Here is a 21,721-nt window from a genome sequence, read left to right on the forward strand (position 1 = left end):
GCTTTTTTTGTGTTGGATTTTATAAAGAAATCATACCGGCACACACTTCATTCAGGATAGGAGCTAACATGCTGTGGGAACCGCCAATAACAAATGGATGTATGTCATCCTGGCCCTAGTCGTAGCTTCTTGGGGTCTTAATATCGTGATGGTCAAATATTTGACCGAGACAACGCCGCCCTTTCTCGTGGCTGCCGTACGGATGCCTCTGGCTGGTCTTGCCCTGCTTCCGTTCGCGCTGCGCAAATACGGCTGGTATAAACCGACGCCGAAGCAATGGCTCCTGCTCACGCTCATCGGTCTTACCTCCATTTTCTTTCATCAATTATTTCTCGCTTCAGGAGTCGTTACGACCACAGCGACTAACGCTTCGCTGATTCTCGGGCTGAATCCGCTCACTACCGCCCTTCTAGCTGCCCTGTTCATAGGCGAAAAGATGACTTTCCGGCTGTTCGCGGGCATTTTAGCCGGCTTCTCGGGCGTAGTTATGGTCGTTCTGTCCAGCTCGGGAGAGGCGTCTATCGAAATGTCCGGTTGGGGGGACCTGATCATGGTGCTGTCAATGCTCGGCTATGTTGTCGGCGGCCTTTTGATCAAAGCGATATCGTCCACCGGCATTCCCACCCTCGTCACTACCGCATACTCGACCTTGATCGGGGGCGTGATGCTGAATATCGGCTCGTTTGCAACCTATGGGCCGTCGGCGTACTCGCAGGTTCATTTTACGGCGATGGGTTGGGTGGTCATGCTGCTGTCGGCATGGCTCGCTTCCTCGCTCGGTACCTTGGGCTGGAACCACGGCATCAAGCTGCTCGGCGCCAACAAGACCGCCATGTTCATCAACGGGATGCCGTTCGCCAGCATGGTCGGAGCGGTCTTATTCCTCGATGAGCACGTTCAATGGATCCATCTGCTTGCCTTTGTGCTGACTACCGCGGGTATCGTTATCGGAACGTACCATCCTAAACCGAAAGCAAAGGCGCCATCTCAGGCACAAACGGTCAACCACTAAGGCGACGGTTCGTTCAATGTGGGAGCTCCGAAAAAAAGGGAAGAACCGTCTGCGAGGACGGTTCTTTGCTTGTCTACTTTTATGGATTTTTTCGTAAAACTCCAGAACGGCCCGTTTGTTGAGCAGGGTTGCATTCGTTTCGGACCGTAGATCCGTTATTCCGCCAAAGATGGAACTATTCCCATGGTGATCGGACTACAGATCCTTTATTGCACTAAAATACACTGGTTTCGAACGAAAAAATAGCAAATAGCGGATTCTATGTCCGATCGTACTGCAAAAGAAGCCTATTTCCAAGGAATAGCGGATTCAGTGTCCGATAAACCGCCAGCGCTATTTTCCCAAAGCAAGGGGTGAAGCTTACCCTTTGTTAGCGAGCTCGACCCACTTTTGCCCCTGCTCGACCGGAACATAATTAAGCAATCCTTCGACCAGCCGCTCCGGGTCCGATTCTACGACGAGCAGGCCCAAGTTCTCCTCCCGCATGAATCCTTCGCGGACGGTATGCTTCAGCATATCGATCAGCGGATTGTAAAATCCGCGGACATTCAACAACCCGATCGGCTTCTTATGAATGCCGATTTGCGACCAGCAGGCCGCCTCGAACAGCTCTTCGTACGTGCCCAAGCCGCCCGGAAGTGAGATGAACGCATCGGACAAGCTGGCCATGAGAGCCTTACGCTCATGCATCGTTTCCACTTCGTGAAACTCCGTCAGACCGGTATGCGCCAGCTCTCTGCGGAACAGTCCTCTTGGCATTACGCCAATGGCTTGGCCTCCCGCCGACAACACTTTATCGGCTACGCGGCCCATCAGCCCTACACTCGCTCCCCCATACACCAAGTCCATGCCGTGCGTGACAAGAGCGTCCCCCAGTCGGTTTGCCGCCTGCTCATACTCGGCATGATTGCCGGGATTCGACCCGGAAAATACGCAAATACGTTTGATCTCGTTCATATTCTACCTCCTTAATACTCAATACAGTATAAGATGTTTAGGACTCGATTGCATTATGAACTTGATTCAACGTCGTTCCTTCAAGTGGAGTAATCCCCTGCAGTCAACTAAAAACTCTGCGTACCGAGCAGACTGCAGACTAGACTCATCCCGGACAGCCGAAAAAAGCGCACATTCCCCTGAGTAAAAAAGGAATGTACGCTTTTCATAGCCATTCAATCCTCTAAAAACAGCTTCACCGCACAAAAGCTTGCTTATACTGGAGCCGGCACGCCGATTGCCGCCCACTCTTCTTTCGTCGGCCCATAGACCCCGGACATCTTCACCCCGGCTTGGCGCATTAATACAGTCAGCTGACCCCGGTGATGGATTTCGTGCTTCACGAACAAATCCAGCGTCTTGCCATTTTTCCATTGCTCACCGAAGATGGTTGAAGTATCCTGCAGCTTTTCGTCCGTCCATTGGGCTTCCACGGCTTCCAAGAGAGATTCGGACGCGAAGCGGTAAGCTTCGGCTATAGCTGCAGCAGAAACGGGAGGCTCAATGGATTCTTCCGGAGCGTCGTAACGGAGTCCCGTCGGCTTCAAAATGCCCCCGTTAGGCACCAAATGCCAAGCAAGATGGCCGATCGTCCGGTAGCCCGGAGCTACCTCCTGTTTGAGTGATTCGTCCGTCAAGGCCTCCAGCAGTCTTAGCGTCGCCGCAGCTTCGTTGCGGTATTCTTCTACAAAGTTTTGAATCGATACGTACATAATCGTCGCCTCCATAAAGTGGATATATTTTATTTTAATGTGTGCTCACATGCTTCATGCTTATACTATAGCCCCGAAACACTGACAGCTGTATGTCACACTTTGGGAGGCGGAAAAAATATTTACTTTTTCCTCGCCGCATCGATTTGCTCCAGCACCTCTTTATACTCCGTCCGGTACTTGTCGATCACCGGCTTGACCGCGTCCTGCCAAGGCTTGACGTCCTTGACCTCCGTAATGGTGACGCCGGCAGAGCGCACCTTGGTTTCCGCTTCCTTCTCGTATTTGTCCCACGATTCCCGCTGCGTCTTGACCGAATCGATCGCTGCCTGCTTCACGATTTTGCGGTCCTCCTCGGACAGCTTGTTCCAGGCCGACTGGCTGATCAGCAGCACCTCGGGAACCCGCTGGTGTCCGTCCAAGATCATATGCTTCGCCACCTCGTAATGGTTTGAGGACTGGTAGCTCGGGAAGTTATTCTCCGCCGCGTCGATAACGCCGGTCTGCAAGGAGCTGAACACTTCGCCGTACGCCATCGGCGTCGCATTCGCCCCGAGCGCCGACATCAGGTCGATGTTGATTTTGTTCTGGATGACGCGAACCTTTTGCCCCTTCAGCTCCGCCAAATTCGTCACCGGCTTGCGCGAGTAGAAGTGGCGCGCTCCCGAGCTGTAGTACGCGAGGCCCTTCATCTTCGAGCTCTCCAGGCTGTCCAGCAGCTTGTTGCCGTTATCGCTCTCCAGAAACTTCCACAGATGCTGGTCGCTGTCGAATACGTAAGGAAGGCTGAACACGCCGAAGTTCTTGTTGAATTCGGCCAGCGGCCCGCTGCTGACGCGGGTGAACTCGATGGCTCCGAGCTGCACCTGCTCGATGACCGCCTTCTCCTCTCCGAGCTGCGACGAGGGGAACACGTCGATTTTGATGCGCCCGTTCGTCCGTTCATTGACCAGATCGGCGAATTTCTTGTCTCCAACAACCGTTGGGTAATCCGGAGGGTGCGTGTCCGCCAAACGGAACGTGTACTTTTTGCCTTCGGCTTTGTTGCCGCCGCCCGCCGCCGCTCCCTGAGCCGGCTCCTTCGTGCTGCAGCCCGCAATAACGGCTCCCGCGATAGAAAGTATGGAAATGACGTTCCATGTTTTCATCCATGATTTCATCGTACGATTCCCCTTTTATTATTAATTTATAAAACCCGGCTGAGCAGAGCGCCTTAATGCTTCATCATATTGGGCAGCCACATGACCAGATCCGGTATGTACGTTAGCAGCAGCAGCACGAGACACATGACATAGAAGAAGGGCATCATCGCTTTCGTGCCTTGGCTGATCGATATTTTGCCTATGGCGCAGCCGACGAACAGAACCGTTCCGACCGGCGGAGTCAGCAGGCCGATGCCCAGATTCAGCATCATGATGATGCCGAAATGGACCGGATCCATCCCTAGATGAGTGACGACCGGGAGCAGGATCGGCGTCATGATCAAGATGAGCGGGGCCATATCCATAGGCGCTCCGAGCAGCAGAAGCACGATATTGATGATAAGCAAAATAATAATCGGGTTGTCGGACACGGCGAGCATCGCGTCGGTCACCATACCCGGTATTTTCAAGTAAGCGAGCAGCCAGCTGAAGGCGTCGGATGCGGCGATCAGGAACAGCACCATCGAGACGGTGCGGAACGTTTTTTTCAATATGAGTCCCATCCGGCGAAGCGGAATATCCCGATAAATAAAGAAGGTCAAAATAAAGGCATACAAGCAGGCGAGAGCCCCTGATTCCGTCGCCGTGAACCAGCCGCTGAAGATGCCGCCGAGAATAATAGCCGCGGTCAAGAGCGACATCAGGCCGTCCAGCACAATCTTCGGGATGTCCCTGCGCTCTACCGGATCGCCCTTGGCATAGCCGCGCTTGATAGCATATACATAGCTCGTCGCCATCAACGATACGCATAGGATCAGTCCAGGGACGATGCCCGCGAGAAACAGGCTCGCTATCGACACGCCTCCCCCCGCAGCAAGCGAATACAGCACCAGATTGTGACTCGGCGGCACAACGACGCCTTGAATGGCGGAGGATACGGTCACACCGACCGCGTAGTCGGTATCGTAGCCTTTTTTCTTCATCATGGGAATCATGACCGAGCCGATCGAGGATACGTCCGCAACGGCCGAACCGGAAATGTTGCCGAAGAACATGCACGCAACCGAGTTCACCATCGCCAAGCCGCCGCGAATGCCGCCTACGATCAGCTGCGCCAGGTTGACGAGCCGCAATGCCAGCTTGCCTTCGCTCATAATATGGCCGGCCAGGATGAAGAACGGGATCGTTAGAAGCGAATAGGAGCTGATCCCTTGGATCATCCGCTGTCCTACGACGGCGAGCGGAATGTCCAGATAAATGACCGTCAGCAGCGTAGACAGCACCAGCGTCAAGGAAATCGGAAACCGCAGCAGCATGAGCAGGACGAAGCTTGCCGTTAGGATCCAAATGGCCACCGTCACCTCTTCCATTTAAGCATCTCCCTCCTCGTTGCCCCGATGTCTTCGTGTATCGATCCCGATAAACTGCAGCAGGGAGTAAACGCACACCAGCACGCCTGTGATAGGCATGACGGCGTACATGACGCTGTTCGGCAGCTTCGTTGCCGCAAGAGTGCTTTCATTCATCAATATCGTAAACTCGGTGCCGGATACGATCAAATAGATGCCGAAGGCAAAAATACTCGCATAAATGAGCTTATCGAGAACCCGATTCCACGATGACGGAAATTTGCTTGTCAGCGTATCGATAGCCAAATGCAAATGCTCCCGAAACCCGAAGGCAATGCCCAAAAAAGAAAACCATACTAACAGCAGCAGCGTCACTTCCTCCGACCAGAACAGTACAAAATGAAACAGCTTCCGCGTCATCACCTGGGTTGTCACAATAAGAATCATGGCGAGCAGCGCCGTCAACGAAAACATTTCAAAGAAGCTGTCCACCCATAATGCCGCCCGTTTGATTGTTTTCAATCTCCATCCTCCCCTCTGATTTCGCCCCTCGTGTAAGCACTTACAATTCAAGCGACAAATTCATTGTAATGAAGGACGGCGCGAAAGGGTACGCCACTCGTTTTAGAATGTTTTGTAATTTTTTTAGATGTTTACCGATTTCCAAATGGTTCCATAGCTTGAAATCCGGTCGCAGCTTTGGTACGATCAATGTGCGAACATACATTCCTATTAAAAGAAACGGATGATGGCTATGAAAAAGCCCGTCAAAATACAATATGAGCCGATGCAGGCCAAAACGATTCTAAACCCGGTCAAGGCTCCATCCATGCCGTTCGACTGGTCGATCAATCCTTATCGCGGCTGCCAGCACGGCTGCAGCTTCTGCTATGCCCGCTCCACGCATTCCTTCCTTGGCGTGGAGGCGGACGATACGTTTCAGCGCCATATTTTCTTGAAGCAATCGGCTCCGGACATTTTGCGGGAGCAGCTTCGCAAGCGGATGCGCAGCAGGAAAGCGGCCGAGCTGGGTCAAATCGCCATCGGCACCGCTACCGATCCTTACCAGCAGATCGAAGCGAAGGCGCTGCTGACGCGAGGCTGTCTGGAGGTATTGGCCGAATTCCAGGCTCCCGTCACAATTACGACGCGCTCGCCCCTTATTTTGCGCGATCTGGATCTATTGAAGACGCTGAAGCACGTCTCCGTCAACATCAGTGTGAGCACGTTAAATAATACCGTATGGAAACAGTTCGAGCCTTCCACGCCATCTCCTGCACAGCGGCTTCGCACCGTCCGGGAGTTGAACGAAGCAGGCATACCGACCGGCATTTTCGCCGCTCCGATTCTCCCCCATATTACGGATGGCGAAGCCGATTTATCCGAGCTGATCCAGGCGGCTGCAGACGCCGGCTCCCGGTTCGTTATGCCTTCTTATCTCCGGCTGAGCACGCGAGAGGTGAAGGTGTGGTTTTTCCAAACATTGCGGCAGCACTATCCGCAGCTGGCAGGAGTCTATGCCGACATGTACCATGCTTCGTCCTCTACGCCCGCTCATTACAAGGCCCCCAAGATGAAGCTGATCGATCAATTGCTTCAGAAGCATTCTACGCTGCAGCGCTCCTATCACCCGGCGGATGCTGCACAAAAAGAACCGGCCCGGACGATCTCCATCGAGACCTCCGAACCGGTTCAGTTGACGCTGTTTTAGAGTTTGTCCTCGTTGTTGAGAAACCCATGACACTAAAAAGCTGCAGGGTAACCCGGTGGGGTACCTCCCTCCGGCCGCTGTTGTTTTCGGGAATAACTTAATTATCTCTTTCCAGCGGTAATTTCCCAAAAACAAAGGCGGTCGCTCGCTCCTCCGGGAGATACCCCACCTAACCCCTTAAGCATTTTCTGATTACACGCATTATGACAAGCTAAAGGCTCTGCTACAGCATTCCCAGCTTCTGCCCGGCCCGCTTCAGCGCATCCAAGGCAAAGTCCAGATCCTGCCGTGTATGTCCCGCCGTAACGATGAAGCGGACACGGCCTTTGTCCATAGCTACCGTCGGATAGACGATGCCTTGAGCGAATACGCCCTCCTCCAGCAGCAGATCGGAGAACTGCATCGTCTTCGCCGGGTCTCCAACAATGACAGGGATAATCGGCGTTTCGCTCGCGCCGGTATCAAAGCCGAGCGACTGGACGCCGGAGCGGAAATAGTCCGCATTGGCCCACAGCCGGCCGATCAGCTGGTCGCTCTTTTGCAGAACGCGGATCGCCGCCAAGCAGGAGGCAGCTACCGCCGGAGTCTGCGAGGTGCTGAACAAGAACGGACGCGCCTTGTGAATCAAGTAGTCCTTCAGCACCTGCTCCCCCGCGACGTAGCCTCCGACGACACCGACCGCCTTGGACAGCGTGCCGACTTGCATATGGACTCGGCCGTTCAAGCCGAAATGGTCGGTGATGCCTTTGCCGTTTTTCCCCAGAACACCGCTCGCATGGGCATCGTCAACATAGACGAAAGCGTCGTAGGCCTCGGCCAGCTCTACAATAGCAGGCAGCGGGGCAATGTCACCGTCCATGCTGAACACGCCGTCCGTAACGACAATGCGCTTCTGGAACCCGGCGCTTTGTTTCAACGCCGCTTCCAGCTGATCCATATCCTTATGCGCATAAATTTTCCGGCTCGCCTTGGTCAAGCGGATCCCGTCGATAATGCTGGCATGGTTCAGCTCGTCGCTGATGACTACATCGTCGGGACCGAGCAGTGAAGCCAGCACGCCCTGATTGGTCGTGAAGCCGGACTGGAATACGAGCGCCGCCTCCGTTCCTTTGAAAGCAGCCAGCTCCCGCTCCAATTCATCGTGAATGCGGAGCGTTCCGGTAATCGTGCGCACGGAGCCGCTTCCTGCGCCATATTCCCGGATAGCCTGCTCGGCGGCCTCCTTCAACTCCGGATGCTCGGTCAGTCCCAAGTAGTTGTTGGACGACATCTGCAATACCCGCCGCCCGTTCAGCGTCATCCAAGTACCGGAGCTGCTGTCCCATACCGTCAGCGGGCGATACCGCCCCTCCTTCTTCAGTTGCTCCAGTTCATCATGCAGTGACTGCCAGTTGGCCATGGCTCGTTTCTCCTTTCTCTTTATCGTCCTCGATCACGTTCTCTTCGTGGGTAAATACGATTTTGCCGCACTGGCCGGAAGCCATAAGACCGAACGCCTCCTCATAGCGGTGCAGCGGAAACCGGTGGGTGATGAGCGGAGTCAGATCGATGCGGTTCTGCTCCAGCAGCCCTTTCACTTGATACCAGGTCTGGTACATGCGCCGGCCCGTAATACCATCGATATGCAGCCCTTTGAAAATAATGTGGGACGACAGATCGAGCGACACCTCACGCGTCGGGATACCGAGCAGCGATACGCGCGCAGCGGGTGCGGCCGCCTCGAAGCCTTGCCGGATCGCCTCCGGATGGCCGGACATTTCGAGGATCACCTCCGCTCCCTCACCTCCGGTATAATCCCGAATTGCCTCGGACAAGATCACGTGCCGGCTGTCGATCGTATGGTCGGCGCCCATCCGCCGGGCCAGATCCAGGCGGTAAGGGTTTACATCAACCGCGATGACGGCCCCGGCTCCGCAAGCCTTCGCCACTGCAATGGCCATCAATCCGATAGGGCCGGAACCGATCACGGCAACGGACTTGCCGACAATATCGCCCGACATCACAGTCTGCACGGCATTGCCGAGCGGGTCCTGCAGACAAGCCAGCTCGAACGGCAGCTCCGGCCGGTTGTGAATAACGTTGGACGCCTTAAGAACGGCATATTCGGCGAAGCAGCCGGGAGCTGTAATCCCGAAGCTGCGCGTGTTTGGACAAACATGAGCGTTCCCTGTCCGGCACGCTTTGCATACGCCGCAAACGATATGCCCCTCTCCGGATACCCGGTCCCCCGGCTTCACGTGTACGACCTCCGATCCGACCGCCTCGACAATACCGGCGAACTCGTGGCCGAAGACGTTCGGAGTGACTACCGTCCTCGCCGCCCAATCATCCCATTGGTAAATATGAACGTCCGTTCCGCATATGGATGTCGCTTTCACCTTCACCAATACTTCGTCGGGTCCATAGACAGGTACGGGCACCTCCTTCAACACCGCTCCCGGCCCCCCGGTTTCCTTCACCAAACCGACCATCGTCTTCTCCATGCCGTCCATCCTCCTTTTTACAAAACGCTCATCATAACGCACATTTGTACACGATATAGCACATATATGTTATTATATTATACATATGTACAAGATAATGTACAGACATTCGCCCGGATAATTGAAAAATATTTTTATCCTCCGCAGCCATCGGCTGAGCGGATTGTACGTTTCCCGCATCCTTCGTATATAATGAAAACTAAATCATTGGTTAGGAGCATAACCGCATGGAACACGATCAAATCCATAAAAAAATCGGCCGCAATCTCCAGGCCATCCGCAAGGCAAGGTCACTCAGCCTGGATCAGGTCGCCGAGCTGACAGGCGTCAGCAAAGCCATGATCGGCCAGATCGAGCGCGGCGATTCCAATCCGACCATCTCGATCCTGTGGAAAATCGTCAACGGTCTCCACATTTCGTTCACCACCCTTATTGAGGAGGAGACACCGAGGGTAACCCACATCCGATTTGACGAGCTGGAGCCGTTCTGGGAGGAAGATGGACAGTACCGCGCGTATCCGCTCATCCCTTTCGACCAGAATAAACAATTCGAGGTGTACACGGTCGAGATGGATACTGGATGCGCTCACGAATCCGAGCCCCATAACGAAGGGGTCGAAGAATATATTTTGATGTCCCAGGGCGAGCTTGAGCTTGCGTTCCAACAGGAGACGTACCGGCTGCAGGCGGGCGACGCCGTCCATTTTACAGCCGACAAGCCCCATACGTACAAGAACCTGTCGGACGGCAAGACGGTGTATCACACAATCATTTTTTACCCGAAAAATTAAAAGCCGTCCCGAAAAGCCCCCGTCAGGACTTCGGGCTCACCTGCTTAAGCTCGCAAAAAAAATGACGCTCCCTTCCCACTTGTAACGTGGTATTGGAAGCGTCTTTTGTTATTAGCTTACCGGAATGAATCCTTCACATCCACGGTTACGTGGTCATGGTTAGCCTCCGGCTTGCGGTACGTTGAATTCGCAATAAGCTTCTGCAGCTCGCGATCGTATTCGTTTCCGTCGAACGGCAAGCGCACTTTGCTTTCACGCAGGGACGACAGCACCATGCCGTTGATGAGCATGAGCGAGTTCAGCCCTTCCGCTGCAGGCACCATCGGCTGCCGCTTGTCGATAATCGCTTGCACGAAGTCATTCAAAATATGCTCATGGCCGGGCCCGGTAACATCAGCCCACGAAATCTCCGCTACGTCATGCTTAACCATACCGAAAGCTTGCTTGGCATGCTGAATATATTCGAGAGCGGACTCCTTGTTATGGTACAGTGTCACTTTTTTATGCTCGTATACCAGCTTGCCGTATTCTCCTACGATTTCCAGCCGGTCCGTACCCGGAGCTTCCGAGGTCGAAGCAATGAAGCTTCCCATCAAGCCGCCATTGTACTCGAGCATGGCATGTACCTCGTCCTCGACCTCGATATCGTGGTACTTCCCGAAGGCAGCAGTCGATGTGATAGCCTGCGGGAGGCCGAACAGCCACCACATCATATCGAGGTTGTGCGCGCACTGATTTAGCAGAACGCCGCCGCCCTCCCCTTTCCATGTGCCGCGCCAATTGCCTACGTTGAAGTACGCCTGCGGGCGGAACCAGTTCGTAGTAATCCAGGAGAACCGCATCAATCTCCCGAGCTTGCCGTCTTGTACCTGCTGCCGGATATACTGCCATTGAGGCAGCGTGCGCTGCTGATAAATGGCGGCGAACACCAGATCGGGCGCGAGCTTTTTCTGCTCTTCATAGACGGCATTCATACGCTCCGAATCGTTGACATGAGCAGCCACCGGCTTCTCCACGAGCACATGAATATTCCGGCGCAGTGCCTCTACCGTCACCGTCGTATGCTGATAATGGGGCGTTGCTACGATCACTGCATCCAGATTGCCGGCATCCAGCATAGCGATATAATCCGTGAACCCTTGTACTCCATATTCGGCGGCAAGCATCTTAACTTTTTCTTCCTTTTGGCTCCATATCGAGACCACCTGACAATGCTCCATGTGGGATAACTGTTCGAAATAAAGCTTCCCCATATTGCCCATCCCAATAATCCCGACCTTCACCTTACCGTTTGCTCCCATAGATTACACCGCCTTTCCGCTTTTCTAGTAAGCTGCAGTGGGTTCCGGGAGAGGCCTTGCGATTTCATCGACCCGATAGCCGAATCCGTAACCGGACAGGCTGCCGAGCCGCACCTTGCCTTCTTGTCTCCGATACAATCCCGGATGAATGACAGCTTCATAATGAGAAGCCTCAGGGTAAAATTGCATCCCGTTCGTTTCCACTCCCATAATTGTACCTGCATGATACGCCAACAGCAAATGAGGAATTTGCGCAAGCATCGGATTCGTTAAATCCTGAACCATCAGCGTCATGCCGTGCGCCTTGGCCCAGCATAAGCTAAGCAATGCTCCCGTCTGCGTCTTGCACGTCTTGAGCGCCACGCCGGTCCACCCGAGCTCGCGCCCCAGCTTTACCAGCTCCCAGTCGTGCGCGCTTTCGTCCATGAACAGCGGTTTTCTGGCGCTGACACTGCGGACGTCGAGCTGATGCTCCTCCAGCTCATAGGGGAAGGGCTGCTCGATATACAAGATCGCTTTATAAATTTCCGGATGCTCATGCATTAACCGGTCCAATATATCGTTCACGTAATCGCAATCGGTGACCTGGCAATTAAAATCCGCGGTCAGCCAAACGACCTGTCCCGCCAACGCTATATCGCCCACCTGAACGAGTCTCGTATAATCCCAGGCCGCATCATTGCCTGTCAGCTTGACCTTCAGGCATTTCAAGCCGTCCCGCTCGATCCAATCCTCGAGCGTATAAGGATACCCGTCATCCTTCTCCTCACCTGTCAATTCATGCCGGTACAGCAAATCTTTGCCGCCGACCAAATGCCAGGCTACCAGCTCGTTTTGAGCAGGGATGCTGAAAAAGTCTTGCGGGTACAAGCCTTCGAACCTTACGGACGACCCCGCTGCAGGCTCCAAATAGGCCGACAAATCGTCGTTCATATAATTGCCGTTGTAGGTCTCGTAAATGTTGACCCGATTCGTGTGCCCATAAGCATCATGAAGCGCAATGTCAAAGAGGGAGAAGCAGACGAGCGCCGCCAAATACGGCACAGGCTCAGACAGGCCGGAGATGGCGTTAAAGGAATCGACCACTCGGGACAGCCGCTCCTTCTGATACCGCGAACCTAGCTCGAACGGATGACCTTGCTCCTTCCATTGGGACAAATCATCGGCGATGAGCCGGCATATCGCCTTCAACGCTTGCTCGCGCACTTCATAGCCAAGGGAACTCGGCCATACCCACTGTACGCTTAAAGGGGTCTCCCCCCAGCCTTCGCCGCGCTCGCCGCGCCGATTTTCCGTCTGGATGCGCACTCTTGCGCAGGTTACCGTAGTGAGCACCTCAGCTCCGAATTTCAAAGGAACACGGGTTTGCACAGGCAGCTCATACAGCTGCAGTCCGGTTATCGCTATATCGTACGGCTTCATGCTGTCCCCTCCCCCGTCTCTTGCATCGCTTTCTTAATGTAGGCCACCTCTTCCTGCAGTGCAGGGATGAGGAGATCCAGGTTATTGCTATGGTAAAACGGCTGGAAGTTGAGCACGCCTTGAAACTTCGCTTCGTGCAGCGCCTTCGCAATGACATGCCAATTCGTCACACCATCCTGGCAAGGCGTCCATTGCTTGCTCCAGCCTTTGTTCGGAGCCGCTTTGTCCTCGGAATTGAACACGTACCGGGCATCCTTCATTCCCATTCCGGCCAAATAGGCTCCAAGCGTGGCGATCGCCCTTTTCCAATTATCGGTCCCTTCATGGAACTGGTTGCCCGGATCCAGCATGATGCCGACATGCTCCGCAGGCAATCCATCGACTAGTGTTAAAGCGGCATAAGCATGGTGAATGAGCATCCGTTCGCCGTGGTGAACCTGGTAAACCGCCTTCAGGTTGTACTTAGCGCACAGCTCCGCCATTTGCTGCATCGAGGCGCGCGCTTGCTCCATCTGGGCGAATAACGGTTCACGCTCATCATACGAGAAGTAGGACATACGGAAGCCGCGGATGCCGATATCGGACATCACCTTCAAAGGTGTATCGTCTTGAGCAAGCATTTCGGGCGAAAACCCCGTCGTCGCGAACTCCACCTTCATATGATTGCGCTGCATCGCCTGCACGAACGCCGGCGCTTCTACAGCAAATCGCTCCGGAGTAACCCAATACCCGTCGCGCACAACCAAATCGACCGCATCGAAGCCGCTGGCCTGGGCCACCTCAGCCAGCCGATGCACATCCAAGCTTTGGAAAAACTTCGGGAATAACGTGTACAGCATCGTATTCATCTATTTCCCCTCCAACGGCTATGCCAAGCGGTCCAGCATTTCCCAAGTGACGACCATTTTCGGCTTGGAGCCGTTCAAATAGGCTTTCACATCTTCAACGACTTGGATACCGATATGGTAGCTTTGTCCTCCCGCCAAGTGGGAAGTATAAATGCAGTTAGGCAGGTTGCGGATCGGGTTGCTCATCTCTGCAGGTTCCGGATCGGACACGTCAAGAAACGCAAACAGGCGTCCTTTCTCCAGCTCGGCAATCAACGCCTTCTCATCGATGCAGCCTCCGCGGGAGGAATTGATAAATACGGCGTCGTCCTTCATCGCCTGGAATTCCTTCGCGCCCATCATGTGGCGGGTGCTGTCCGTCATCGGCGTGTGCATGGTGATAGCGTCGCATTCCTTACACAGCTCGAGCAATGTATCAACCTTCGTTGCGCCGAGCTCCGCTGCGGCTTCATGCGTTAAATACGGATCATAGATCAGCACTCTCGGCCCGAACGGGCGTACCAGCTGCAGGAAATACCGTCCTACCTGGGAGGCGCCGATGATACCGACAGTCGCGGCAGCCAAATACAACTTATTAGGGACCGGTTGTCTGAATTCGGTCTGGTTCGATTGAGCATTAGGAATGATGCGGCGGAGGCCGATTATCATTTCGCCGAGCACCATTTCGGCAACGGTTCTTCCGATAGCAGGAGCGCAGGATGCGATCATCAGGTCTCTACCGTGCAGCTCGTCGGTGAAAAAGGCTTTGACCGATCCCGCGGCATGCTCCCACAGCTTGAGAGAAGGACATGCATCCAAGATCGTTTTCGAGGGCTTAGGCGTTCTCCACGAGCCGATCGACACTTCGCAATCTGTTAAAAATGCCGCCGCTTCGTCATCGTTGAATTGTGCTTCCGTCGGGTTCCAAGCTACTTGCGCCATCGATTCGAGCTCACTGCGGCTAGCTTCGGAAAATATAGCATTTTGCATACTTACAGGCATTAGGACTCCTATTTTAACCATGAATTACTCACGCCTCTCCGTCATTATTTTTACAAAGCAACTATAACACCCCGCCACGTGGGGACGAATGGCAAAATCGAAGCAATACTTGTCGTTTTGTGTGATCATTGATATGGTATGGATATGACCATAAGATAGAAGGAGGCGCGGCGATGAACGCGAATCTGCTCATCTTGTTTAAAGGCGAACGACACGACTACGGGAAAGTGAACATGCACGCGCACAAGTTTTGGCAGCTGGAAATTGTCACGCGTCATCATGTTGCTTATACGATGCTAAATGAAGAGCGCCAGCTCCTGAGCGCCGGAGATATGCTGTTGATCCCTCCCGGTCTGGAGCACGAGTTCGTTTACGAGCCTCCCGGAGCCGCATGGATTACGCTGAAGTTCGAGCGCAGTCCAGCCGATTGCTTACAGAGGGAAGTCACCCTGCGAAAATCGCTGTTTACCGAAAAGTTCACGGCATCGCTCCTCGCTATGGTTACAGGCACTATTTTGCGGCCCTATGAAAAAAGGTTCGTAGAGGGGATGCTCGAAGCTTTATTTATGTATCTTGAATCGGAAGAGGCGGACCAGACGGAGGATGCCCCTAGCCAGCTGATACGGACCGTTACGGATATGGTGCGAGAACGGAACGGCAAGCCTATCAGTGTGGATGAGATTGCACAGGAGTTGTCTTACACGCGAAGCCATATATCGAAGCTGTTCCGGCAGCTGACCGGGGAGAGCTTGAAGTCGTTCATCGACCGGATCCGGCTGGATAAAGCGAAGGAAATGCTAAGGTACAGCGAGTTCAATATTTCTTATATAACGGAGGAATTGGGGTTTAAGGACATTTTTACGTTTTCGCGGTTTTTCAAGCGGATGACGGGAGTGAATCCGAGGCAATACCGTTCCGGGAAATAAAAAGCCGGCAAATGCAAAAAAACAGCGATACAAGAATGGCTTCTTGCAGCGCTGTTTTCTTTTGTTCAATCTGAAGCTTATACCGCGTTCAATTCCATTTGATCCTCTTCGTCGCGGTTGAACGATTCACGGTCGAACTCGCCTTCCGAGTTTGCGACAAGCAAGGAGCAGACGGTAGTTCCTGTTGCATTCACCGCTGTACGACCCATATCCACCACGGCATCGATGGCAAGAACAAGACCCAAGCCTTCGACCGGCAAGCCAAGAGCCGTCAATACAACCGTTGTCGAGATAGCGGCAGGTCCAGGTACCCCTGCAACACCGATCGAGGAAATCATGCTTACGATAACGATCAAAATATATTCGGAAATACCCATTGGCACGTTATATACGCGAGCTACGAAAATCGCTACGATGGCCGGCCATACGCCGCCGCACCCGTTCATGTTCATCGTTGCGCCAAGAGGAGCTACGAAGCTGGCGATACGCGGAGATACGCGCAATCGTTTGGTAATAACCTCAAGGTTAACCGGCAGCGTTACATAGCTGCTGCGTGTTGTAAAAGCAACGGCGATAGTCGGATATGCTTTGCGGAAAAACTTGATCGGATTGACTTTCGCCACGAAGGTGACCAATCCGCCGAACGTAATAATGAAGTGCAGCAGCAAAGCTACATAAGTCGCAATAATAACTTTCACGAGCGGAGCCAACGTTTCCAAACCGTATTTGGCAGCCATAGCACCGATCAGGGCATATACACCGTATGGAGTCAAACGGATAATGTATTTCGTTACTTGGTGCATAATTTGGGCGAACGATTCAACGAAGTTCTTGACAGGCTGAACCACTTCAGGCTTCTTCGATCCGACCTGTACCATAGCGATACCCACGAAAATTGCAAACAGCAGAACAGGTACGACTTTGCCTGCAGCCATATCGCTGATAGGGTTCGAAGGAACAAGATCCAAAATAACTTGCGAGAAAGTCGGGATTTCACGAGGCTTGAATGTCTTAGGAACCTCTTGTGCGATACCTGCTCCCGGGTCAAACGCCAAAGCCACCAGCAAACCGATCAATGCGGCAATCCCTGTCGTAATGAAGAACAAGGAAATCGTTTTGACACCGATCTTGCGCAAATGGCCAAGACTGGAGATCGAGGTGATACTGTTAATGACAAGAACTACGACCAGCGGCATAACAAGCATCTTGACCAGGTTGACGTAAATCGTACCGATCGTGCTGACGCTTACTGCACTAATCTTATAAGTATTGAAGAAAATTCCGGCTACAAGCCCGAGACCCAGAGCGAGAAGGACGCGTGTGCCGAAGCCTACCCGTTTCTTAGCCAAGAAGAATAATAAACCGATAATTACTAAAGAAATAAGCAAGCTTATCCAGTTAGTCTGAAAAGCTACAATCAAGTTGTTATTCAAGCTACCCATCCCCTTTATACCCTACTTATTTAGTAGGAATTATGCGCTACAAGAATAATACTGCCATCACTGAAAGCTGTCAAGAATATTTTTTGAGCGAAAAGACATGCATTTTTAAGGAAAATAGGCACTTTTGAACCATATTCTACCCAAATCTCTTCATCCTATTATCATTGTTACGTCGATACAGCGATTTAAGAACTTAGGGTACAAAGTTTCCTAAGCAACGTTAATTCATGCCCAAAGGGACTATTGCGGGAAGTGTCTGGCGGTGAGGAGGGAATGGGGAGGGGCAGCTTCATCGCCGTGTGCGGCTTCTGCCCCAATATGATTGCGGACTATAGAAATCGGTATGTTACGTTATATTACACAATAAAGATGACGCGATCGTGCTCAATCTGCCGGCGACACGGACGGCGGAGCCTTGTGCTCCATAAGCCGATTGATCTTCGCCTCCGTAGACGAATCGGGGACCGGCGTGTAGACGCTGCACCGCAGGTCCGATTCTCCCTGCACCTGCAGCGATGTCAGGTGAAACAGCATTTTGCCCGCCTTGGCATGGCGGAATTCGATCAGTACCTCCGGCGCGGAGCTTACCCTGCTTTGCTCCCATAAAGGCTGGAAATCCGGATGATGCTCCCTCATTTCCCCAAGAAATTGCTCGTACCACTCGTCTTCGACATATTGACCATAGTACGCGCGGAATATGGAAAGAAAGCCGCTGACGAAATGCTCCCAGTTGACCGCCAGGCTGCGGAATTCCTTGCGGGTGAACAGCAGACGGATCATATTCCGCTGCTCGTGCGGCAGCTGCTCGAAGTCGAGAAACACATGGGAGGCCGCCTGATTCCAGCCGACGATGTGGCATCTCCGGTCTGAGATAATCGTCGGGCAATTCCGCAGCTCCTGCAGGATCGTCCGTAAAGACGGGCTGATTTCCGGCTGCTCTTCTTTCAGTACCGTCATTCCGGCCCCCGTCTCCAGAGCGAGGGAGAATAAATATTTGCGCTCGTCCGCGGTCAGCTTCAAAGCGGCGGCTACGCAGTCCAGCACCGAGGAGGATGCCCGGATATCTCTCCCCTGCTCGAGCCATGTGTACCAGGTCGGGCTCACTCCCGCGAGCTGGGCGACCTCCTCTCTGCGCAGACCCGGCGTTCTTCTCCGTCCTCCAGCCGGGAGTCCGGCGGCTTCCGGGGACACCTTGGCCCGCTGCGCTTTCAAAAAAGCCGACAATGCCTGCAGTCTTGTCTGTTGATTCATGCTCATCTCCCCTTATCTGCCTATATCATGGTACTGATTATACTATGATAAACACCAACTTGTAATAGGATATCCACTGTGCCATAATAATTTTTAGTACCAGGTCCTAAACATTTCTATTGGGAAGGAAGGGATTGTACGATGGAAAGAGCAGTGATTACCGGACTGGGGATCATCTCCCCTCTGGGCAATGATGTAGAACGGTTTTGGAGCGGTTTGGCAGGAGGGCAATCCGGCATTTCCCTCATCGATACGATAGATACGTCGGGCTATAAAGCGAAAATTGCGGGGCTCGTCCGCGATTTTGACGCCGATGCCCGCTTCGGCCGCAAGGAGGCGCGCCGGATGGACCGGTTTTGTCAATTCGCCTTGGCCGCGGCGGAGCAGGCGGTGGAAGACTCCGGACTCGTGATGGAGCACGTCGACAAAGAGCGGATGGGAGTCTACGTCGGCTCCGGCATCGGGGGCATCCAGACCTTGCTGGAGCAGGACCGCGTGCTGAAGGAGCGCGGCCCGGACCGGGTCAGCCCCTTCCTCGTGCCGATGATGATATCGAACATGGCTGCAGCTATGATCAGCATGAAGTTCGGCGCAACCGGACCGACCTTGTCGCCGGTGACCGCCTGCTCCATCGGCAATACCGCCATCGGCGAAGCGATGCGGCTGATTCGTCTCGGCATCGCGGACGTCGTACTGGCCGGCGGCTCAGAAGCGGCGGTCACTGACATCTCGCTGGCGAGCTTCGGCAATGCCACCGCCCTGTCGACGCGCAATGAGGAGCCCGCGAGAGCGAGCCGCCCGTTTGACGCCGAGCGCGACGGGTTCGTTATGGCCGAGGGATCCGGCATTGTGGTGATCGAATCGCTGAGCCACGCGATGCGCCGCAATGCTAGGATCTATGCCGAGGTGATAGGATACGGGGCAAGCTCCGATGCTTACCACATCGTAGCGACCCATCCGGAAGGAGCCGGAGCTTACTTGGCAATGAAAGCGGCCCTCGCCGAAGCGGGCATCCAGCCCGAGGACGTGGATGTGATCAGTGCTCATGCGACAAGCACCGAGGCGGGCGACAAGTCGGAGACGCTCGCGATCAAGAAATTGTTCGGCGAGCGGGCCTATCGCATTCCCGTTACGGCCAACAAGTCGATGACCGGCCACATGCTTGGCGCCGCCGGCGGCGCAGAGGCTATCGCCTTGGTGAAAAGCTTACAGGAAGGCTTGATCCCTCCTACGATCAATCTCGAACATTCGGATCCAGTCTGCGATCTGGACTATGTGCCCAATCAAGCGCGGCGTGCCGATATGACGATAGGGATATCCAACTCGTTCGGCTTCGGGGGACACAATGCGGTTATCGTCCTTAGGAAATTTCAGGATTAAACCGGCTTCAGCCAGGAAACACTAGCTTTAGATAAGGCAGCCGCCGGTTAGGTATTCTCTTTCATGAACATCAGCAAGCCGACCCATGCATACCGGGTCGGCTTTTCTAACCATAATAGAATGTTTAACATTCCGGGGTCATCGGATGTGAAATTTCTATTTGGCGATAAAAACTACCTCTAAGCGCGGTCGCTCCTCTGTGAAAGGACCTCGATAGAGGTTTTTCTCATGTAAAGATGGTAAAGAAAAAAGTTAATGATCCACAAACATCGCTGACATACAGCTGTCAGCGTTCCGCCTTTATAGTAAGAAGCGTAGAGAACAGGCAAATGACGCACCGTCCCTCACAGGCGGCGCGATCGTCTAATGATGAATACGAAAGGAAGTTGTTCATGAGCACACCGTCAAACAAAATCGGAATCGTAATCGGAGGGCTGCTGCTGGCTATTCTGATGGCCTCCATGGATAATACGATTACCGCAACCGCAATGGGCACCATTATCGGAGAGCTGGGAGGCCTCGACAAATTCGTCTGGGTTACCTCCGCCTATATGGTCGCAGAAATGGCAGGGATGCCGATCTTCGGCAAGCTGTCCGACATGTACGGCCGCAAGCGCTTTTTCATCTTCGGCATCCTCGTCTTTATGTTCGGCTCCGTTCTATGCGGGACGGCGACGTCGATCGAGCAGCTCAGCTTGTACCGCGCTGTGCAGGGGATCGGTGCGGGAGCCTTGATGCCGATTACCTTCACGATCATGTTCGATGCCGTCGCACCGGAGAACAGAGGCAAGCTCGGCGGATTGTTCGGTGCCGTCTTCGGCATGTCGAGCATCTTCGGCCCGCTGCTCGGCGCCTACATTACCGAGTACATCCATTGGGAATGGATCTTTTACATCAACCTGCCGCTCGGTTTGATCTCGTTCGCCATGATCGCGTTCTTTTACAAAGAGTCGCTGGAGCATTCCAAACAGAAGATCGACTGGTGGGGCGCAGGCTCACTCGTCTGCGCTATCGTCTGTTTAATTTTCGCCCTGGAGCTGGGCGGCAAGCAGTATGCATGGACTTCGCTGCAAATCGGCAGCTTGTTCGCCGGATTTCTCCTTTTTGCCCTACTGTTCCTGTTCGTGGAAAAACGCGCGGAGGAGCCGATCATTTCCTTCGCAATGTTCCGCACCCGCTTATTTGCCACGAGCAATGTGCTGGCGATGCTGAGCGGAGCCGCTTTCATTACAGCCTCCGTCTACATCCCGATTTTTATTCAAGGCGTATTGGGCGGGTCTGCAACCAATTCGGGTTATGTACTGCTGCCGATGATGCTGGGAACGGTAGTCACGGCTACTGCCGGCGGAAGCCTGATGACACGCATACCTTACCGTTCGATCATGATCATGACACTCATTCTGCTTGTGGCGGGAATTGCCCTGATGACTACATTAACGACCGGCTCCTCGCGATTTACTATCACAGTGTATATGATTATGATCGGTCTCGGAATCGGCTCCTCCTTTTCGGTGCTGAGCAACGCAGCCATCCATTCCTTCTCGATTAGACAGCGGGGAGCGGCCAACTCGACACTTACCTTCCTGAGATCTCTTGGGATGACGCTTGGCATCACCATCTTCGGCATCATTCAAAGCCACGCTTTGACGAAGCATTTGACCGAGTCGTTCGCCCAAGGCAGCCAGACAGCCGTGCCTCAAGGCATTGACTTCAAGGATCCGCACATGCTGCTGGACCCGGCGACGCGGGCTCATATCCCCGCTGAAGTACTGCGTGTCATTACGGAAGGACTCTCGTCCTCTATTATAACCACCTTCGCCTGGGCGCTCATTCCCGCCGTGCTGGCGCTGGCGGCAGCTTTCCTGATGGGCAAAGATAAGCTGGATCCTGCCGCAGAGGCGAGGGAATTAGAGGAAGCTAAGGCAAAAGGAGAAGGCTACGTGCCTTCCCACTAAAACGATAAAGCCTGCGTA

The 21,721-nt window shown here is 53.7% G+C and carries 19 protein-coding genes; 6 read left to right on the forward strand and 13 right to left on the reverse strand.

Translation table 11 applies throughout. The annotated features are described in order from the left end of the window. The first annotated feature begins 73 nt into the window (after positions 1-73). Positions 74-1,012, forward strand: a complete 939-nt coding sequence (locus tag ACFQ88_RS28855; RefSeq protein ID WP_239630217.1) for a DMT family transporter — start codon at positions 74-76, stop codon at positions 1,010-1,012. Between the two features lie 360 nt (positions 1,013-1,372). On the opposite strand, the gene ACFQ88_RS28860 is transcribed toward ACFQ88_RS28855, so the two are convergent. The 5 genes from ACFQ88_RS28860 to ACFQ88_RS28880 form a co-directional block, all read right to left on the reverse strand. After that, positions 1,373-1,960: an LOG family protein gene (locus ACFQ88_RS28860; RefSeq protein WP_379460063.1), complete on the reverse strand. Its 588-nt coding sequence runs from the start codon at positions 1,958-1,960 to the stop codon at positions 1,373-1,375. A 263-nt stretch (positions 1,961-2,223) separates the two neighbouring features. Next, entirely contained in the window at positions 2,224-2,721 is a 498-nt protein-coding gene (locus ACFQ88_RS28865) for a DinB family protein (RefSeq protein ID WP_379459633.1), read from the reverse strand. Between the two features lie 122 nt (positions 2,722-2,843). Beyond that, entirely contained in the window at positions 2,844-3,881 is a 1,038-nt protein-coding gene (locus ACFQ88_RS28870; protein WP_379459635.1) for a TRAP transporter substrate-binding protein, read from the reverse strand. A 53-nt stretch (positions 3,882-3,934) separates the two neighbouring features. Further along, positions 3,935-5,233, reverse strand: a complete 1,299-nt coding sequence (locus tag ACFQ88_RS28875) for a TRAP transporter large permease (protein WP_379459637.1) — start codon at positions 5,231-5,233, stop codon at positions 3,935-3,937. Beyond that, positions 5,234-5,734 carry a TRAP transporter small permease gene (locus tag ACFQ88_RS28880; RefSeq protein WP_379459639.1) on the reverse strand — a complete coding sequence of 167 codons (501 nt, stop codon included), beginning with the start codon at positions 5,732-5,734 and terminating at the stop codon, positions 5,234-5,236. Positions 5,735-5,966: 232 nt separating this feature from the next. Here ACFQ88_RS28880 and ACFQ88_RS28885 point away from each other — a divergent pair, with 232 nt between their 5' ends. Next, positions 5,967-6,923, forward strand: coding sequence for an SPL family radical SAM protein (locus tag ACFQ88_RS28885; protein WP_379459641.1), 957 nt, complete (start codon positions 5,967-5,969; stop codon positions 6,921-6,923). 223 nt (positions 6,924-7,146) lie between these two features. Here the strand turns inward: ACFQ88_RS28885 and ACFQ88_RS28890 are convergent, their stop codons facing one another. Further along, positions 7,147-8,322, reverse strand: a complete 1,176-nt coding sequence (locus ACFQ88_RS28890) for a glycine C-acetyltransferase (RefSeq protein WP_379459643.1) — start codon at positions 8,320-8,322, stop codon at positions 7,147-7,149. Beyond that, positions 8,297-9,406, reverse strand: a complete 1,110-nt coding sequence (gene tdh / locus ACFQ88_RS28895) for an L-threonine 3-dehydrogenase (RefSeq protein WP_379459645.1) — start codon at positions 9,404-9,406, stop codon at positions 8,297-8,299. Before tdh ends, ACFQ88_RS28890 begins: the two co-directional genes overlap by 26 nt. 227 nt (positions 9,407-9,633) lie before the next feature. On the opposite strand from tdh, the gene ACFQ88_RS28900 reads away from it, so the two are divergent. After that, on the forward strand, positions 9,634-10,197 hold the full coding sequence (locus ACFQ88_RS28900; protein WP_239630225.1) for a helix-turn-helix domain-containing protein: 564 nt from the start codon (positions 9,634-9,636) through the stop codon (positions 10,195-10,197). A gap of 116 nt (positions 10,198-10,313) precedes the next feature. Here ACFQ88_RS28900 and ACFQ88_RS28905 read toward each other — a convergent pair whose 3' ends face one another. Genes ACFQ88_RS28905 through ACFQ88_RS28920 form a run of 4 tightly spaced genes read right to left on the reverse strand, consistent with a single transcriptional unit; the run spans position 10,314 to position 14,749 of the window. Further along, a complete protein-coding gene (locus tag ACFQ88_RS28905; RefSeq protein WP_379459648.1) occupies positions 10,314-11,498 on the reverse strand; it encodes a Gfo/Idh/MocA family protein in 1,185 nt (394 codons plus the stop codon). 24 nt (positions 11,499-11,522) lie between these two features. Continuing rightward, complete coding sequence (locus ACFQ88_RS28910; RefSeq protein ID WP_379459650.1) at positions 11,523-12,920, reverse strand: enolase C-terminal domain-like protein; 1,398 nt, start codon at positions 12,918-12,920, stop codon at positions 11,523-11,525. After that, positions 12,917-13,768 (reverse strand): sugar phosphate isomerase/epimerase family protein, encoded by an 852-nt coding sequence (locus ACFQ88_RS28915; RefSeq protein ID WP_379459652.1) that lies wholly within the window; start codon positions 13,766-13,768, stop codon positions 12,917-12,919. Before ACFQ88_RS28915 ends, ACFQ88_RS28910 begins: the two co-directional genes overlap by 4 nt. Before the next feature lie 18 nt (positions 13,769-13,786). Further along, entirely contained in the window at positions 13,787-14,749 is a 963-nt protein-coding gene (locus ACFQ88_RS28920; RefSeq protein WP_379459654.1) for a hydroxyacid dehydrogenase, read from the reverse strand. A 173-nt stretch (positions 14,750-14,922) separates the two neighbouring features. On the opposite strand from ACFQ88_RS28920, the gene ACFQ88_RS28925 reads away from it, so the two are divergent. Further along, on the forward strand, positions 14,923-15,675 hold the full coding sequence (locus ACFQ88_RS28925; protein WP_379459656.1) for a helix-turn-helix transcriptional regulator: 753 nt from the start codon (positions 14,923-14,925) through the stop codon (positions 15,673-15,675). Between the two features lie 77 nt (positions 15,676-15,752). Here the strand turns inward: ACFQ88_RS28925 and ACFQ88_RS28930 are convergent, their stop codons facing one another. Both ACFQ88_RS28930 and ACFQ88_RS28935 read right to left on the reverse strand, forming a co-directional pair. Continuing rightward, positions 15,753-17,108 carry a dicarboxylate/amino acid:cation symporter gene (locus ACFQ88_RS28930; protein ID WP_239630231.1) on the reverse strand — a complete coding sequence of 452 codons (1,356 nt, stop codon included), beginning with the start codon at positions 17,106-17,108 and terminating at the stop codon, positions 15,753-15,755. Positions 17,109-17,501: 393 nt separating this feature from the next. Next, complete coding sequence (locus ACFQ88_RS28935; protein ID WP_379459659.1) at positions 17,502-18,368, reverse strand: helix-turn-helix transcriptional regulator; 867 nt, start codon at positions 18,366-18,368, stop codon at positions 17,502-17,504. Positions 18,369-18,509: 141 nt separating this feature from the next. Between ACFQ88_RS28935 and fabF the strand changes: the two genes are divergently transcribed. Both fabF and ACFQ88_RS28945 read left to right on the forward strand, forming a co-directional pair. Then, on the forward strand, positions 18,510-19,748 hold the full coding sequence (gene fabF, locus ACFQ88_RS28940; RefSeq protein ID WP_379459661.1) for a beta-ketoacyl-ACP synthase II: 1,239 nt from the start codon (positions 18,510-18,512) through the stop codon (positions 19,746-19,748). A gap of 392 nt (positions 19,749-20,140) precedes the next feature. Next, the gene (locus tag ACFQ88_RS28945) at positions 20,141-21,703 is read left to right on the forward strand and encodes an MDR family MFS transporter (protein WP_379459663.1); all 1,563 of its coding nucleotides are present in this window, start codon (positions 20,141-20,143) and stop codon (positions 21,701-21,703) included. Positions 21,704-21,721: the final 18 nt, after the last annotated feature.

This window comes from Paenibacillus sp. NPDC056579, from assembly GCF_042793215.1.
In the GTDB taxonomy this organism is placed as follows: Bacteria; Bacillota; Bacilli; order Paenibacillales; family NBRC-103111; genus Paenibacillus_S.

Excerpts from the sequence above, each read along its gene's own strand:
- ACFQ88_RS28920 (WP_379459654.1), bottom strand. The coding sequence starts at position 14,749 with ATGCCTGTAAGTATGCAAAATGCTATATTTTCCGAAGCTAGCCGCAGT.
- ACFQ88_RS28925 (WP_379459656.1), top strand. The coding sequence starts at position 14,923 with ATGAACGCGAATCTGCTCATCTTGTTTAAAGGCGAACGACACGACTAC.
- ACFQ88_RS28900 (WP_239630225.1), top strand. The coding sequence starts at position 9,634 with ATGGAACACGATCAAATCCATAAAAAAATCGGCCGCAATCTCCAGGCC.
- ACFQ88_RS28905 (WP_379459648.1), bottom strand. The coding sequence starts at position 11,498 with ATGGGAGCAAACGGTAAGGTGAAGGTCGGGATTATTGGGATGGGCAAT.
- tdh (WP_379459645.1), bottom strand. The coding sequence starts at position 9,406 with ATGGAGAAGACGATGGTCGGTTTGGTGAAGGAAACCGGGGGGCCGGGA.
- ACFQ88_RS28885 (WP_379459641.1), top strand. The coding sequence starts at position 5,967 with ATGAAAAAGCCCGTCAAAATACAATATGAGCCGATGCAGGCCAAAACG.
- ACFQ88_RS28910 (WP_379459650.1), bottom strand. The coding sequence starts at position 12,920 with ATGAAGCCGTACGATATAGCGATAACCGGACTGCAGCTGTATGAGCTG.
- ACFQ88_RS28945 (WP_379459663.1), top strand. The coding sequence starts at position 20,141 with ATGAGCACACCGTCAAACAAAATCGGAATCGTAATCGGAGGGCTGCTG.
- ACFQ88_RS28875 (WP_379459637.1), bottom strand. The coding sequence starts at position 5,233 with ATGGAAGAGGTGACGGTGGCCATTTGGATCCTAACGGCAAGCTTCGTC.
- ACFQ88_RS28935 (WP_379459659.1), bottom strand. The coding sequence starts at position 18,368 with ATGAATCAACAGACAAGACTGCAGGCATTGTCGGCTTTTTTGAAAGCG.
- ACFQ88_RS28890 (WP_379459643.1), bottom strand. The coding sequence starts at position 8,322 with ATGGCCAACTGGCAGTCACTGCATGATGAACTGGAGCAACTGAAGAAG.
- fabF (WP_379459661.1), top strand. The coding sequence starts at position 18,510 with ATGGAAAGAGCAGTGATTACCGGACTGGGGATCATCTCCCCTCTGGGC.
- ACFQ88_RS28915 (WP_379459652.1), bottom strand. The coding sequence starts at position 13,768 with ATGAATACGATGCTGTACACGTTATTCCCGAAGTTTTTCCAAAGCTTG.
- ACFQ88_RS28865 (WP_379459633.1), bottom strand. The coding sequence starts at position 2,721 with ATGTACGTATCGATTCAAAACTTTGTAGAAGAATACCGCAACGAAGCT.
- ACFQ88_RS28870 (WP_379459635.1), bottom strand. The coding sequence starts at position 3,881 with ATGAAATCATGGATGAAAACATGGAACGTCATTTCCATACTTTCTATC.